Origin of the sequence: Flavobacterium rakeshii, assembly GCF_009741375.1 — a bacterium.
GTDB lineage: Bacteria > Bacteroidota > Bacteroidia > Flavobacteriales > Flavobacteriaceae > Flavobacterium > Flavobacterium rakeshii.
On record NZ_WOWP01000010.1, the window covers coordinates 35,843 to 52,180 of the forward strand.

At 35.9% G+C, this 16,338-nt stretch carries 16 protein-coding genes; 14 read left to right on the plus strand and 2 right to left on the minus strand.

Annotated features, from left to right (window positions below; genetic code table 11):
* The first annotated feature begins 65 nt into the window (after positions 1-65).
* The 7 genes from GN157_RS02085 (at position 66) to GN157_RS02115 (ending at position 9,252) form a co-directional block, all read left to right on the plus strand.
* On the plus strand, positions 66-1,997 hold the full coding sequence (locus tag GN157_RS02085) for a M1 family metallopeptidase (RefSeq protein ID WP_157481476.1): 1,932 nt from the start codon (positions 66-68) through the stop codon (positions 1,995-1,997).
* Between the two features lie 63 nt (positions 1,998-2,060).
* A complete protein-coding gene (locus GN157_RS02090) occupies positions 2,061-2,819 on the plus strand; it encodes a Rossmann-like and DUF2520 domain-containing protein (protein ID WP_157481477.1) in 759 nt (252 codons plus the stop codon).
* Entirely contained in the window at positions 2,803-3,330 is a 528-nt protein-coding gene (locus tag GN157_RS02095; protein WP_157481478.1) for a KdsC family phosphatase, read from the plus strand. The genes GN157_RS02090 and GN157_RS02095 overlap by 17 nt, the downstream gene beginning before the upstream one ends.
* Positions 3,331-3,370: 40 nt before the next feature.
* Positions 3,371-4,279, plus strand: coding sequence for a geranylgeranylglycerol-phosphate geranylgeranyltransferase (locus GN157_RS02100; RefSeq protein WP_157481479.1), 909 nt, complete (start codon positions 3,371-3,373; stop codon positions 4,277-4,279).
* Positions 4,272-4,859, plus strand: a complete 588-nt coding sequence (locus GN157_RS02105) for a Maf-like protein (protein WP_157481480.1) — start codon at positions 4,272-4,274, stop codon at positions 4,857-4,859. The genes GN157_RS02100 and GN157_RS02105 overlap by 8 nt, the downstream gene beginning before the upstream one ends.
* A gap of 27 nt (positions 4,860-4,886) precedes the next feature.
* Positions 4,887-7,376 carry a PIG-L family deacetylase gene (locus GN157_RS02110; protein WP_157481481.1) on the plus strand — a complete coding sequence of 830 codons (2,490 nt, stop codon included), beginning with the start codon at positions 4,887-4,889 and terminating at the stop codon, positions 7,374-7,376.
* A 169-nt stretch (positions 7,377-7,545) separates the two neighbouring features.
* Positions 7,546-9,252, plus strand: coding sequence for a sodium:solute symporter (locus GN157_RS02115; protein WP_157481482.1), 1,707 nt, complete (start codon positions 7,546-7,548; stop codon positions 9,250-9,252).
* Between the two features lie 46 nt (positions 9,253-9,298).
* On the opposite strand, the gene GN157_RS02120 is transcribed toward GN157_RS02115, so the two are convergent.
* Complete coding sequence (locus GN157_RS02120; RefSeq protein WP_157481483.1) at positions 9,299-10,153, minus strand: DUF2911 domain-containing protein; 855 nt, start codon at positions 10,151-10,153, stop codon at positions 9,299-9,301.
* A gap of 153 nt (positions 10,154-10,306) precedes the next feature.
* Here GN157_RS02120 and GN157_RS02125 point away from each other — a divergent pair, with 153 nt between their 5' ends.
* From GN157_RS02125 to GN157_RS02155, 7 genes are all read left to right on the plus strand, one after another.
* Entirely contained in the window at positions 10,307-10,771 is a 465-nt protein-coding gene (locus GN157_RS02125) for an SRPBCC family protein (RefSeq protein WP_317163500.1), read from the plus strand.
* 6 nt (positions 10,772-10,777) lie between these two features.
* Complete coding sequence (locus GN157_RS02130) at positions 10,778-12,061, plus strand: cryptochrome/photolyase family protein (protein WP_157481485.1); 1,284 nt, start codon at positions 10,778-10,780, stop codon at positions 12,059-12,061.
* A gap of 60 nt (positions 12,062-12,121) precedes the next feature.
* Entirely contained in the window at positions 12,122-12,988 is an 867-nt protein-coding gene (locus tag GN157_RS02135; protein WP_157481486.1) for a bestrophin family protein, read from the plus strand.
* A 63-nt stretch (positions 12,989-13,051) separates the two neighbouring features.
* Positions 13,052-13,231, plus strand: coding sequence for a hypothetical protein (locus GN157_RS02140; protein WP_157481487.1), 180 nt, complete (start codon positions 13,052-13,054; stop codon positions 13,229-13,231).
* 73 nt (positions 13,232-13,304) lie between these two features.
* Positions 13,305-13,595, plus strand: coding sequence for a hypothetical protein (locus tag GN157_RS02145; protein WP_157481488.1), 291 nt, complete (start codon positions 13,305-13,307; stop codon positions 13,593-13,595).
* 45 nt (positions 13,596-13,640) lie between these two features.
* Positions 13,641-13,835 carry a hypothetical protein gene (locus GN157_RS02150; RefSeq protein ID WP_157481489.1) on the plus strand — a complete coding sequence of 65 codons (195 nt, stop codon included), beginning with the start codon at positions 13,641-13,643 and terminating at the stop codon, positions 13,833-13,835.
* A gap of 103 nt (positions 13,836-13,938) precedes the next feature.
* Positions 13,939-14,640 (plus strand): hypothetical protein, encoded by a 702-nt coding sequence (locus GN157_RS02155; protein WP_157481490.1) that lies wholly within the window; start codon positions 13,939-13,941, stop codon positions 14,638-14,640.
* 60 nt (positions 14,641-14,700) lie between these two features.
* On the opposite strand, the gene GN157_RS02160 is transcribed toward GN157_RS02155, so the two are convergent.
* A complete protein-coding gene (locus GN157_RS02160; RefSeq protein WP_157481491.1) occupies positions 14,701-16,329 on the minus strand; it encodes an ABC-F family ATP-binding cassette domain-containing protein in 1,629 nt (542 codons plus the stop codon).
* Positions 16,330-16,338: the final 9 nt, after the last annotated feature.

Below are 16,338 nucleotides of genomic sequence, written 5' to 3' on the forward strand. Positions count from 1 at the left end.
GGCTTTTGTGAAATAAAAATCAAAATTAAACACAAACTAAAAGAAAACTAAACAACCGTATTTTAATGAAAAGAATTTATTGTACTCTTTTAGCCGGCTTTTTGGGTATTACTGCTTTTGCTCAGGAAGTTGACGATAACAACCAAAATAAGTTTGACGATTTTATGTACAGGCGTGGTAATGTATACCGCTCTGCATCGGGTATTCCCGGACCTGAATACTGGCAAAACAGTGCCGACTATGTTATTGAGGCCGAACTCGATGATGTAAACAATATACTTAAAGGTAAAATGACAATGACATACCATAATAATAGTCCGCAGGAACTGGAGTATGTATGGATGTATGTAGAACAAAACCGTTTTACCGAAGATTCAAGAGGTACACTTACCACCCCTATTGCCGGAAACAGATATTCGGGCGATACTAATGGCGGACTTACAATTACCAATCTTATAGCAAAGTCTAAGGGTAAAGAATCAGGGAAATACCTGATTAGCGATACCCGTATGCAGGTATTTTTTGACAACCCAATCAAAGCAAACGGTGGTAAAGCAACTGTTTCCATGAATTTTGAATTCAAAATTCCTGAAGAAGGAATGGACAGGATGGGGCAATATAAAACCGAAGACGGTACTACATACTCTATGGCACAATGGTATCCAAGGGCTGCTGTTTATGATGATGTTGTAGGTTGGAATACCGAACCTTATCTTGGAGCTGGTGAATTTTATGTTGAATACGGTAACTTTGATTATAAAGTAACTGTTCCTTATAATTTTATCGTAGTAGGATCTGGAGAACTCGTTAATGCTAAAGATGTACTTACAAAGAACGAAATAAACAGACTTGAACAGGCTTCTAAGAGTGATAAAACAGTTTATATCATATCACCAGAGGAAGTTGGAAATACCAGTATTACACGACCTGTACAAAACGGGAAGCTAACCTGGCATTTTAAAATGGAAAACACGCGTGATGTAGCTTTTGCGGCTGCTAAAAACTTTATTTGGGATGCAGCACGTATTAATTTACCAAGCGGTAAAAAAGCAATGGCACAGTCGGTTTACACAAAAGAAAGCGATGGTAATGACAGATGGAGCCGTTCTACAGAATATACCAAAGCGTCAATAGAGCATTATTCTGCTATGTGGTATGATTATCCTTATCCAAATGCTGTTAATGTAGCCTCTAATGCAGGAGGTATGGAGTATCCTGGTGTTTCTTTTTGTCATGCAAAAAGTTGGGGAGCTGATTTGTGGGATGTAACCGATCACGAATTCGGGCATAACTGGTTTCCCATGATTGTAGGTTCTAACGAGCGTCGTTACGCATGGATGGACGAAGGTTTCAATACTTTTATAAACTATTACAGCACTGTTAATTTTAATAATGGTGAATATACTTCAGATGTAGCGAAAAGCCGTAACAGGGTAATGTGGTTTAGATGGAAAGGAAGAGAAAGTATCTCTACCTACCCTGATGTTGCAAAAGCAATGAACCTTGGTTATACGGCTTACTATAAGCCTGCAACCGGACTTATAATGCTTCGTGAATATATTTTAGGACACGAGCGCTTTGACAATGCCTTCGAAACTTATATAAGAAATTGGGCATTTAAACATCCACAACCATCTGATTTTTATAACTGCATTGAAAATGTAGCGGGAGAAAACCTAAACTGGTTTTGGAAAGGATGGTTTGTAGGTAACGGTAATGTGGATTTAGGGATAACTAAAGTTTCACAGTATGATGACAATTCTACCATTATTACATTTGTAAACAAAGGTGATATACCAATGCCTGTAGTGTTTAAAATTTTCTATGAAGATGATTCAAGCGAAATAAAAACACTTCCGGTAGAGGTATGGCAAAGAGGTAACGAATGGAAATACCTGCTTAAATCACCTAAAAAAGTAAAAATTGTAGATATAGATCCTGGACGTTTTTTACCGGATATCGATTCTACAGATAACACATGGATTAAAGAAGAGTAAACACAATAATATATAAAGCTGGCATTTTTTTTAAGCCAGCTTTTTTTTAATAATTTAGCCTCCATGTTAAAAGTAGTCGTTATAGGTAGCGGTAATGTGGCGCAGCATCTCATATCTGTCTTTAAAGACAGTGAAGCTGTACAGTTGGTTCAGGTTTATGCCCGTAATCCGGAAAGTTTGTATCATATTATTGATAAAGAGAAAACTACCACCTCTTTTGAGGATATAATTGATGCCGATATATATATCATTTCGGTAACAGATGATGCTATTGCACAGGTATCCTCCTCCCTACCGTTTACTAACAAACTTGTAGTACATACCTCCGGAAGTGTATCTTTAGAGCAGTTAAATAGTAAGAACAGACGCGGAGTTTTTTATCCGTTACAAACATTTTCTAAAAATAAGGCTGTAAATTTCAAAACTGTTCCGTTATGTTTAGAGAGTGAATTTGTGAAAGATTACAGCATTTTGGAACAACTTGCCAACAGTATTTCTCAAAGCGTATACGATATAAGTTCAGAACAACGAAAAGCATTGCATGTTGCTGCCGTATTTGTGAGCAACTTTGTAAATCATATGTATGTACAGGGTAAAAACGTATGTGATGAACACAACATTCCGTTTGATATACTGAAGCCTCTTATTTTTGAAACGGCAGATAAAGCACAGCAAATGGACCCAATAGTAGCTCAAACAGGTCCGGCTGTAAGAAATGATAAGCAGACTATTGATAAACATATCGATTTTATAAATAACGATACACAAAAAGAAATATATAAGTTAATTACACAATCTATACAGAATGTCAAAAAGTTATAAAGAGATAATGAACGATATTACCACATTTGTTTTTGATGTGGATGGCGTACTAACCGATGGTACAATACATGTAACCCCTACAGGAGAAATGCTAAGAAATATGAATATTCGTGACGGTTATGCCATGAAGGCTGCTGTAGAAAACGGATACACGGTTTGTATCATTTCGGGGGGAAGTAATGAAGGTGTAAGGGTAAGGTTAAGAAATTTAGGAATTACAGATATTCATCTGGGTGTACCAAATAAAGTAGAAACTTTTGATGAGTTTACCGATATTTACAACATTAAGCCCGAAAATATACTTTACATGGGAGACGATATCCCTGATTATCATGTAATGAAGCTGGTAGGCTTACCCACATGTCCGCAGGATGCTGCTCCCGAAATTAAGGAGATTAGTAAATACATATCTCATAAAAATGGAGGTACAGGATGCGTAAGAGATGTTATAGAGCAAGTAATGAAAGTACAGGGTAAATGGATGGAACATTTCAACGCCAAATACGATTAATAAATTAAAAACCAACACCAAACAGGAATAAATAAGCTTGATGAAAACAGCCCGACTTATACGATACGGAAACCTTTTACTTATTGCATTTGCCTTTTGTACATTCAGATATGGATTTTTAGAACTGCAGGCTGGTCTTCCGCTTGCATTAAATAACCTTCAGTTTTTACTGTTAACCATATCGGCTGTATGCATAGGAGCCGGTGGCTTTCTTATCAATAACATAATTGATAATGATGTAGAAAAAAAGTATGGTATAACCGAGGGTATGGCCTATAACCTGTATATGGGGCTTAATATTATAGGTGTAGGAATTGGTTTTTATATATCTAATTATATAGGCACTCCAAGTTATACACTTATATTTATATTATTATCAGGAACTATGTATTTGTACGCTACAAGCTTAAAATATACTATTGTAATTAATAATATTATAGTTTCGTGTATTGTAGCAGTTAGCGTAGTGTTAATTGGTGTATTTAATTTATATCCTTCAATAACGCCGGAAAATAAGCCATATATGGCTACTATATTCAGTATATTTCTGGATTATGCTGCTTTTGCTTTCATAATCAGTTTTATAAGAGAGATAATAAAAAATCTTAGAGATACTGATAAAGATTATAATAACGGAATCAATACGCTACCCATTGCCTTAGGAAAAAGCAGAATAGCTAAAATAACGGTAGCACTTACCCTTATACCTGTTGCTATGATACTTTACTATATTGATGCATATTTTGTTAATGAAAGCGGAATGCTTTTATATGCTTTACTTTATGTACTTATATTTGTATTGGGTCCACTTATTTACTTTATGATAAAACTATGGACAGCCAAAGCTACCAGGGATTTTGACAGACTAAGCCTTACATTAAAGGTAGTTCTTGCTTTTACTGCACTATCTATAGTAGTTATAACTTTTAATATTCAAAACAATGCTTAACGATAAACTGAAACATTACAATATTATACTTGCTTCAGGATCACCCCGAAGGCAAAAGTTTTTAAAAGAACTTGATATTGACTTTGAAATACGCCTTAAAGATGTTGAGGAAATATACCCAGACCATTTAAAGGCAGAAGAAATCACCGATTTCCTGGCAGAACTTAAAGCTGCAGCACTTACAGATACACTGTCTGATAATGATATACTTATAACCAGTGACACCATTGTCTGGCATAAGGATAAGGCTTTAGGAAAACCAACTGATAAGGAAGATGCTTTTGAAATGCTAAAATCATTATCGGGTAATACACATGATGTAATTACATCGGTATGTATTAAAAACAGTTCAAAATCAGTAACATTTAATGAAACTACAAAAGTTACCTTCAATACACTGACAGACGAGGAAATAAACTATTACCTTGAAAACTATAGGCCTTATGATAAAGCCGGAGCTTATGGTATACAGGAATGGATAGGCCTTGTCGCTATTGCAAAAATTGAAGGTTCATATGTAAACGTTGTTGGTCTGCCTGTAGATAAGGTATATCAGCATTTAGTTTCTTTTACAAAATAATTATAAGGCTAAATGCCTACTTTAACCATGCATAAATATTTTAGTTACATCCTTCTCTTCTGTTATGTTTCTGTGTTTGCACAGCAGCCACAAAAACCATCATCGGTAGAGATTTATCATAAAATTGAAAAACTTAACTTTTTAGGTACAGCATTATATATAGCTGCTCACCCTGATGACGAGAACACAAGGCTTATTTCGTTTCTTTCAAACGAAAAAATGGCTCGTACCGGCTATCTTGCTTTAACTCGTGGTGATGGCGGACAAAACCTTATAGGACTTGAATTAAGGGAGTTATTAGGTGTTATCCGTACACAGGAACTGATTGAAGCCCGAAAGATTGATGGCGGCGAACAGTTTTTTAGTCGTGCCAATGATTTCGGCTTCTCAAAAGTACCAGATGAAACCTTACAAATATGGGATAAGGAAGAAGTATTACAGGATATGGTATGGATTATAAGGAAATTCAGACCGGATATTATTATTAACCGTTTTGATCACCGTACACCTGGTACTACACACGGGCATCACACTTCATCTGCAATGTTAACTCAGGAGGCTTTTGGTTTAGCGAATGATCCTAACTATGCTCCCAGCCAACTTAAATTTGTAAATACATGGCAAACTCAACGTGTATTTTTTAATGTGTCATGGTGGTTTTTTGGCGGAAAAGAACAGTTTGATAAAGCCGATAAGTCAAAATACATAAACCTTTCTACAGGAGTGTACTACCCTATGCTAGGTAAATCCAATCAAGAAATAGCAGCACTTAGCCGTAGCAGGCACCGTTCACAGGGGTTTGGTACTACTGGAGCACGCGGGGATGATATGGAATACCTCGAACTAATAAAAGGTGACAACCTAAAGGATAAACAAAACCTTTTTGAAGGAATAGACACTTCATGGAACAGGGTTAAAAACGGAAAGAAAATCAGTAAAGCAGTACAAAACATACTGGATAACTACGATTATAAAAAACCTTCAGCATCATTACCAGCATTAATTGCTGTTTATAAAGATATACAGGCTCTTGATGATGAATACTGGAAGGAGATAAAAACAAAAGAAATAAAAGATATTATTGCCGCTTGCAGCGGACTGTTTGTTGAAGCATTAGCCAATAGCCAGTCGGCAACACCGGGTAGTGAAATAACCATAAACTGGGAAGCTATTAACCGTAGTGCAGTACCAATGACTTTAAAGTCTGTTACGGTTTATCCTGATGATGAGACCTTTATTCATAATATTCCGTTACAAAACAATGTAGATAAAGGTGATAGCTTTACGGTTATCATTCCTCAGGATATAGAATATACTTCACCTTATTGGCTTAAAGAAAAAGGAAATAAGGGTATGTATACTGTGAATGATTTGCAGAAAATAGGTATACCTGATATTATAAGGGAACTATACGTAAGCTTTGAAGTTGAAATTGACGGTATAATAATTCCTTTTAAAAGAGAACTGGTATATAAATACAATGACCCTGCTTTTGGCGAAGTGTATCAGCCTTTTGATGTAGTTCCGGCTGTAACAACAAAAATCCTTAATAAAGTTCAGCTATTTAAAGACAACAAAAAGCAGACTGTACAGGTTAGGATAAGTGCCGGTAGAGATAACTGTAGTGGTGAACTTCAATTAAAATTACCTAACACATGGAAGGTAAGCCCTGCTGTAATTCCGTTTAATATGGAAACTAAAGGAAGCGAACAAATAGTATCATTTGAGGTTACTCCTCCGTCACATCCCGAAGAAGCTTTAGCTGAAAGTATTGCTTTAGTTAATAATAATCAATATGATAAAGAACAGGTAATTATAGATTATCCACATATTGCAAAGCAACAGGTTTTACTACCATCTACAGCTAAGTTTACAAAAGCAGATATTGAAATTAAAGGCAGAAAAATTGCCTATATAATGGGTGCGGGAGATAACGTTCCTGAAAGCCTGAGGCAAATGGGATATGAAGTAAGTTTACTAAGTCCGTCGTTAATTAGTTCTGATATACTTAAAGATTTTGATGCTGTTGTTGTAGGTATTCGTGCCTATAATGTACTTGATGATTTGGTATACAAACAGCAAATTCTTTTTGATTATGTAAAAGAAGGTGGTAACATGATTGTACAATACAATACTACAGGTCATTTATCAATCAGAGATTTTGCTCCTTATCACCTTCGTATATCAAGGGACAGGGTTACTGAAGAAGACGCCGAAGTTACCTTTTTAGCTCCTGAAAGTCCTGTTTTAAACAAACCTAATAAGATAACTGAAAACGATTTTAAAGGCTGGGTACAGGAACAGGGATTGTATTATCCTGACGAATGGGGAGCTGAATTTACTCCTATCCTATCGTCTCATGATAAAGGTGAATCGCCTAAAAAAGGAGCACTGCTTATAGCAAAGCACGGAAAAGGTTATTATATTTATACCGGATTGAGCTTTTTCAGAGAGTTACCTGAAGGGGTATCCGGGGCTTACAGGCTCATGGCAAACATAATTGCACTGGGCAAATAAAATTAATGGCTGGTGTAACAAATATGATGTTTACCAGTCCTATTTAAAGCTAAAAAAGAATTGTATGAAAGATAATCCCAATGCTTGGAAAAAAAGTTATTCGTTAGTAATACTACTTAACGTTATCTACATACTAGTGTTTTATTTTATAATGCAAATATTTACATAGATGCAGGCAATAGACTGGATTATACTTTCGGTTACACTACTTTTTATTGTTGTTTATGGTGTTATGAAAACCCGTGGCAGTAAAAACGTAGAGGAATTTATACTTGGAAATAACGAAACACCGTGGTGGACAGTAGGGCTATCGGTTATGGCTACACAGGCCAGTGCCATTACCTTTTTATCTACACCCGGGCAGGCCTACCATGATGGTATGGGCTTCGTGCAGTTTTATTTTGGTATGCCTTTGGCAATGGTGGTTATTTGTATCACCTTTATTCCGTTATATCATAAACTAAAGGTGTTTACTGCCTACGAGTTTTTAGAACAACGATTTGACCTTAAAACCCGTTCGCTTGCCTCAATAATATTTTTAATTCAAAGAGGACTAGGTACAGGGCTAACCATTTATGCGCCGGCCATTATACTATCATCACTTTTAGGATGGAATCTTAACCTCATGAACCTTGTAATAGGTGTATTGGTTATTATCTATACCTTTTCCGGTGGCACAAAGGCTGTAAATGTTACCCAAAAACAACAGATGTTTGTAATCATGTCGGGCATGATAATTACTTTCTTTATCATATTAAGTTACCTGCCAGATGAGCTTAGTTTTGCCAATGCATTACATATTGCAGGCGCTAACGATAAAATGAACATTGTTGACTTTTCATTTGATCCTGCCGAAAAATATACTATTTGGAGTGGTATTGCCGGAGGTTTCTTTTTGATGCTGGCTTATTTCGGGACCGATCAGTCGCAGGTACAACGTTACTTATCCGGTAAGTCTATCAGGGAAAGCCAGATGGGACTTATAATGAACGGACTTTTAAAAGTACCTATGCAGTTTTTTATACTGCTTATAGGTGTAATGGTTTTCATTTTCTTCCAGTTCCACTCGGCACCACTACACTTTAACCCTAATAACGTTAAGGTTTTAAAGGAGTCACAATACAGTGATGAGTATGCCGGACTGGAAAAACAGCTTGAAGACCTTGCTCTGGAGAAAAAAGAAATAAGCATGATTTATGTAGATCAGCTTAATCAGGACTACGACAATAAGGAGCTTCACAATAAGATGGTTACCCTTAATGCAAGGGAAAAAAGCCTAAGGGATAAAGCAAAAGGATTAATAAAAAAGGTAAACGAGAAAGCTGAGACCAACGATAAGGATTATGTTTTTCTATACTTTATATTGAACTTTTTGCCAAGAGGCCTTGTAGGTTTACTGCTTGCTGTAATATTCTCGGCAGCAATGTCATCGTCGGCTTCAGGTCTAAACGCCCTTGCCTCTACTACAGCAATAGATATTTACAAGCGTAATGTAGGCCAAAAATCAGAGAAGCATTATGTAAATGCTACTAAAATGTTTACCCTTTTATGGGGAGTCATAGCCATACTGTTTGCCTGTGTGGGTACCTTGTTTGAAAACCTTATCCAGCTGGTAAACATAATCGGTTCTATTTTCTACGGAACCGTACTGGGTATTTTCCTTGTTGCTTTCTATATTAAATACATAAAAGCGCAGGCAATATTTTGGGGAGCTTTAATAACACAAACAGCAGTTATTTATATATGGTACGATTATGTACGAACAGATCATATAGGTTACCTGTGGCTTAACTTTATAGGTGCTATGTTGACTATATTCTTATCATTGATATTACAACCGTTTTTGGATAAAAATAAACAAGTACAGGAAGCATAAAAAAAGGCGGGTTCAAAACCCGCCTTTTTTATATAATTTTGAAAAATTACTTTCTGCTCCATTCAAGGATAGAGTCCTTATTCATTTTCACATAATCGTAGTTATTAGCTTTTTCAGCTCCTGCTAACGATTGTTTTGCTGTTTCAATAGCACCTTTCTTATCTCCCATTTTAGCCTGTATAAGAGATTTTTGTCTCAATATGTAAAAAGGAGCATCCTGTCCGCTTGGTGTTTTAGCTATAGAATTATTAATCCACTCTAAAGCTTTGTTCATATCTGCGTTAGACTGGTAGTAATATTGAGCTGCAGAGAAATAATCGCTAGCGCTTGGCCCTGCCATAGCCGTTTCAATACTTTCAATAGCTTTTTCTTTAGTAGGAGCAACGAACTTTAAAGTAACCTTAGTTCTCTCCCATGACAGTTCAAGGTTAGCAAAGTCATTATCAAGATCAGCAATGTTAATAGTAAACGTTTCTATATTTTTAGGAAGAAATTCCGGTTTAACAGTAGTTCTTAAAACCTCTTTTTTCTCATCCCATTTTTCAGGTAATCCCCAGTTGTGTGTATCACCATAAAAAATTATATCCCAGCTGTCTGCTTTTGGTAAAGTATATAATGCATACTCACCTTTTGGAAGTGTTTTACCATCAATAACTACATCATCACTAAAAGTAATAACAGTGTTGGTATTTGCACCGGTTCTCCATAATTTCCCAAAAGGAACTAATTCTCCGTAAACTGATCTTCCTCTGGCACTTGGACGAGAATAATCAATTTTAACATTTGTAAGACCCACAGTCTGTTCAATTTTTGCTGACGGACTAGCCATTGGAGTCTGCACCTGAGCGTTTGTTGTTAAGCAGCCCAGCATTATAGCACCTGCAATAAGTAATTTTTTCATTTTAACCTGTTTTTGTTTTGTATATTGATACTGCGAAATTAATGATTATGCGTTTTACGATTGTTAAAAAATACTAAAAATAAGGTTCAACAAAGCTTAAAATTCCCTTGTGTTTCCTAACTTCACACAGTTTAACACCTAAAATATAGTCTCATTTTGTATACACTACATAAGACACAAAAAATACCTGTAAGTTTAAATGAAGCCTGGAACTTTATTTCTACTCCCAAAAACCTTGCCGTAATTACCCCACCCTCAATGGGTTTCGTAACATTATCGGGTGATGATAAGGAAATGTTTGCCGGACAGATTATACACTACCATGTTAGTCCGTTACTGGGATTAAAAATGGAATGGGTAACCGAGATAACCCATGTTGAGGATAAACGTTTTTTTGTTGATGAACAACGTTTTGGCCCTTATAAATTTTGGCATCACAAACACTTTTTAAAAGAAATACCCGGAGGTGTTGAAATGGAAGACATTATACACTACAAACTTCCTATGGGTATATTAGGTAAAATGGTGCATCCGTTTATGGTGAAACCTAAACTCGAAGAGATTTTCGAGTACAGGAAAAATAAACTAATTGAACTTTTTGGCGAATTTAACGACTAATTATACATGAACATATTCTGGTTTAGAAGGGATTTACGAATAGATGACAATACCGGACTCTACGAAGCATTGAACAGTGATGAAAAAGTGCTTCCTATATTTATTTTTGATAAAAATATTCTGGATGAGTTACCAAAAAACGATGCAAGAGTAACCTTTATACATGAACTTCTTAGTGACCTGAATAAAGCTTTCAAATCACATAACAGTTCACTTGCGGTATTTCATGATACTCCCGAAAAAGTATTCAAAAAACTGGTTTCCGAAAATAAAATAACAGCTGTTTATACTAACCATGACTATGAACCTTACGCTTTAAAAAGAGATAAAGCAATACTTCAATTGTTTAAGGATAATAATATTGTATTTAAGCATTTTAAAGATCAGGTAATATTTGAGAAAAATGATGTAGTTAAAGACGACGGAACTCCTTATGTAGTATATACACCATTCATGAAAAAGTGGAAGGATAAGTTTACCGAAAGTCATATCAGGCAACATCATCCGGAAAATAAACTTGATAATTTAGCTTCACATTCCTATCCGTTTTTAGAGTTAAAGGATATTGGTTTCTCTAAAAGTCACATAAAAGTTAAACCCTACAATACAACTCCTACCCTAATTGATAATTATGAGGATACCCGAAACATTCCCTCTATAGAAGGAACTTCGTTTTTGAGTCCGCATTTACGTTTTGGTTCGGTGAGTGTTCGTCAGTTAGTTAAAAAGGCATTAGAAAGTAAAAATCAAACCTTTTTAAACGAACTGATATGGCGAGAATTTTTCATGCAAATATTATGGCACTTCCCCGAAACGGTTAGTAAGAGCTTCCGCCCTAAATATGACAATATCAAATGGCGTAATAATGAAACGGAATTCAAAGCATGGTGTGAAGGTAAAACCGGATATGCTATGGTAGATGCCGGCATGCGTGAGCTAAACAACACTGGCTATATGCACAACAGGGTGCGTATGGTGGTAGCTAGTTTTTTATGCAAACACCTGTTAATTGACTGGCGTTGGGGAGAAGCTTATTTTGCCGAAAAATTATTGGATTACGAACAATCCAGCAATGTAGGCAACTGGCAGTGGGCTGCCGGAAGCGGTGTAGATGCTGCTCCATACTTCAGGATATTTAACCCTGTAGAACAGGCCAAAAAGTTTGATCCTGATTTGAAATACATCAAAAAATGGGTTCCTGAATATCAGGAAATAAGCTACAGGGCAATTGTAGATCATAAAGAAGCGCGCGAAAGAGCACTTAAAGTTTATAAGGAAGCTGTACAATAATGTTTGGCAAAACATAAACTTTAAATACATTTGTGTAGCAAACATTATACAACCTAACAGATGATAGCATACAACCCAAAAGAGTGGTTTTCATTCATATTCCGTTTTCATAAAGCCGATACATTCAGGAAGTTACTCCCTTTAATGCTTGCTATTGGGGTATATTCATTAGGCGTAGCTTATCTTGAACTGGAATACTGGAAAGTATCTGAAAGCAGTCATGTTAAAAATATCACCGTGATGCATACCCTCTTAGGGTTTGTTATATCATTATTACTGGTATTTAGGACTAATACTGCTTACGATCGTTGGTGGGAAGGCCGAAAAGCCTGGGGAGCGTTAGTAAACAATAGTAGAAACCTGGCTATGAAAATAGCTGTAATGGTAAAAAGTGATGAGGATAAAGAAATCTTCAGGAAACTTATTCCGGCCTATTCTGCCGTTTTAAATCTACACCTTAAAAATGTAGACGTTAAACATGAACTTTTTGACAATGCTACCCTATCTGACGATCATTATAAACATAAGCCAAATCAAATAGCAAAAACTATAATTGCTAAAATCAATGAGCTATACGAACAGGGAAAAATTACCGGAGACCAGCTTATTGTGCTTAATGCCGAAATGCAGTCATTAACCGATATATGCGGTATTTGTGAAAGGATTAAAAACACTCCTATTCCCTACTCTTACAGTGCTTTTATAAAGAAATTTATATTTATATATGTAATGTCATTACCATTTGGTTATGTGTTTTCACTTGGCTATTTGGTAATACCTGTTGTTATAGTCATTTTTTATGTATTAGCGAGTTTAGAACTTATTGCCGAAGAAATTGAAGATCCGTTTGGTTATGACCCTAACGATCTGCCAACAGCAAGACTTGCCGAAATGATGCAGAAAAATGTAGAGGAGCTTATCTATTAATTTAGTTCCCTGTTAACATTTTCACATCTGTTATTTCCTTAATATTATACTTAAAAAAATACTATGGAAGCAGACGATAAAAAAGAAAACGATAATGACGGTGTTACACAGTATACTGATAGTGTAGACACTAATGCGCATTACGATAAATCAGGTAAAATAACCCGAGAGGATTTTAGGGATGAAAAAGACAGTATTAATAACTGGGATGCCGAGAAAAACCGTTCAGGAAGGCATAAATAATTAATAATTTCTCACGAAGCTTTACCTAAATCTACTCCTTAAATTTACCTCATAGTGAAAATGATGTATACATATGACAGTAAGTAAGTTATCTGTAAAAGAAATAGAACATGAAGACGTAAACTTTATTGCAGACTATTGGTTTAATTCTGATAAAGAATATCTTTTAAACATGGGAGTTGATGTTGAGAAACTTCCAGCCAGAGAAGATTTTATTACAATGCTTCAAACCCAGATTACCTTACCCTATAATGAGAAAAAAGTGTATGGAGTAGTTTGGTATATAGATGATAAACCTATAGGTCACAGCAACCTAAATCCGTTTGTTTACGAAGATCATGGTTATATGCATTTGCATATATGACACAAAGAATACAGAAACAAAGGCTACGGTATTGATTTTATTAAAATGAGTACGGCAGCATATTTTAATAACCTTAAACTAAAAAAGCTATACTGCCAGCCTAACGCCTTTAACCCATCTCCAAACAAAACACTCGAAAAAGCCGGATTCAGATTTGTAAAAGAATACATTACTACACCAGGTTCCATTACGTTTGAACAGGCTGTAAAACTATGGGAAATAAATGAAGCAATAATATAAACGGAATACCCGTTTTTGTAAAAGCTGATTTATTTTTACTTAATTTGTACAGTAATATTTTAGGCACGCTAATTGCAGCTTAGGTTAAAAGAATAAAATTGACATGAAATACCTTTGTACCCTTTTGCTTATACTTTGCTTTACTCCAAAGCTAATGGCTCAGGGTGGCGATAAGCCACGCGGAGGTATTGCCATACCACGTGAGGAAAATCCGCAAACATCACCAGAACCGGAAACTGATGATGAGATTCCGAGTATGTTTAGTTTTGAACCTCCAAAAAAAGAACTTGATCCACGTTTCCAGATTGGGGTTGACAGAACAGACACGTCCCCTATGTCTACAGAAAGCCAGTTTGCTGATAATACTGATCAGTATGAAGACAGAGTGAAAATTAAAATGGGAGGCGAGTCGAACGAAGCCTATCGTGGCGATATGTTTTTAGGTGAGGTACGAACTGATGCAGAGTATGTAAACTCTTTTGCTGCCGACTTTGGTTTACAGGATGGTGACAGGATAAGGATTTGGCTTAACGGAAAAATAGTGATTAGTAATTTTGTACTTGCTAATAATCCATCGGCTATACAAATACGACTTTCACCAGGCTTTAATAAAATTGACTTTGAAGCATTAAATCAGGGTACAACAGGTCCAAATACGGCAGATATAAGAATATATGATGATAACCGTAAACTTCTTACATCTAATCAGTGGAATTTGGCAACCGGATTTAAAGCTACAGTAATTATAGTTAAGGAGGATAAGCCTACCACAACTACCCCACCTACTACAAATAAATCAGAATAATATTTAATTACAACACAAAAAAAAGCCCGAAGATTCGGACTTTTTTAGTTTATTTATCTGTTAGCTTGAAGCATACATTTTCTTTCTTAATTCTTTGATTTTATCATCGTCGAGATAATCATCAAATGTCATGTAACGGTCAATAACTCCGTTTGGCGTAATTTCAAGTACTCTGTTACCTACAGTTTGTGCAAACTCGTGGTCATGAGTAGTGAACAGTACAGATCCTTTAAAGTTTTTAAGCGAGTTGTTAAACGCTGTGATCGATTCAAGATCAAGGTGGTTTGTAGGTTCATCAAGCATTAAAACGTTGGCTCTTAACATCATCATTCTTGAAAGCATACAACGTACTTTTTCACCTCCCGATAATACTTTTGAAGATTTTAAAGCCTCCTCACCACTAAATAACATTTTCCCTAAGAAACCACGGATATAAACCTCGTCACGCTCTTCTTCGGTAGTTGCCCATTGGCGTAACCAGTCTACAAGATTAAGGTCGGTATCAAAAAACTCATGGTTTTCTGCCGGAAGGTATGACTGTATAGTGGTAACACCCCATTCAAACTTACCGCTATCCGGTTTCATTTTACCATTTATAATTTCGTAGAATGCAGATGTAGCACGAGAATCTCTTGACACGACTACTATTTTATCACCTTTAGCCATGTTAAGGTTAAGGTCTTTAAACAGAAGCTCTCCGTCTATCGAAGCACTTAAATCGGTTATATTTAATATTTGATCTCCTGCTTCACGCTCCTGTTCAAAAATAATTGCAGGATAACGTCTGCTTGAAGGTTTAATATCATCAACTTTAAGTTTCTCAAGCATTTTTTTACGGCTGGTAGCCTGTTTAGATTTAGCCACGTTAGCACTAAAACGCATGATGAACTCCTGAAGTTCTTTTTTCTTCTCTTCAGCTTTTTTGTTTTGCTGTGCTCTTTGTTTAGCAGCCAGCTGACTTGACTCATACCAGAAGGTATAGTTACCTGAGTAGTGGTTAATCTTACTAAAGTCAATATCTGAAATATGTGTACATACAGCATCCAGGAAGTGACGGTCGTGAGATACAACAATTACAGTATTCTCGTAGTTAGCCAGGAAATTCTCTAACCATGAAATCGTTTCAAAGTCAAGGTCGTTGGTAGGCTCATCCATAATAAGTACATCAGGACTACCAAATAAGGCCTGTGCTAATAACACACGTACTTTCAGCTTGCTGTCCATATCTCCCATAAGGGTATAGTGAAACTCATCACCAATACCTAAGCTTGATAATAAGGCTGCAGCATCAGAGTCAGCATTCCAACCGTTCATCTCTTCAAAAACAACCTGAAGCTCACCTACTCTTTCACCATCTTTATCAGAAAAGTCAGGCTTAAGGTAAATTTCATCCATCTCCTTTTTAACAGCAAATAATGTCTTGTTACCCATCATTACGGTTTCAAGTACAGTATGCTCGTCAAACATATTGTGGTTCTGATTAAGTACCGACATACGTTTGCCCGGTTCAAGGAACACATGTCCTGAAGTTGGATCTATATCTCCTGCAAGTATTTTTAAGAATGTAGACTTACCGGCACCGTTAGCACCAATAATACCATAACAGTTACCCTGAGTAAAAGAGGTGTTTACTTCGTCAAATAAAATTCTTTTACCAAACTGAACTGATAAATTTGAAACTGAAAGCATTTTAAAAAA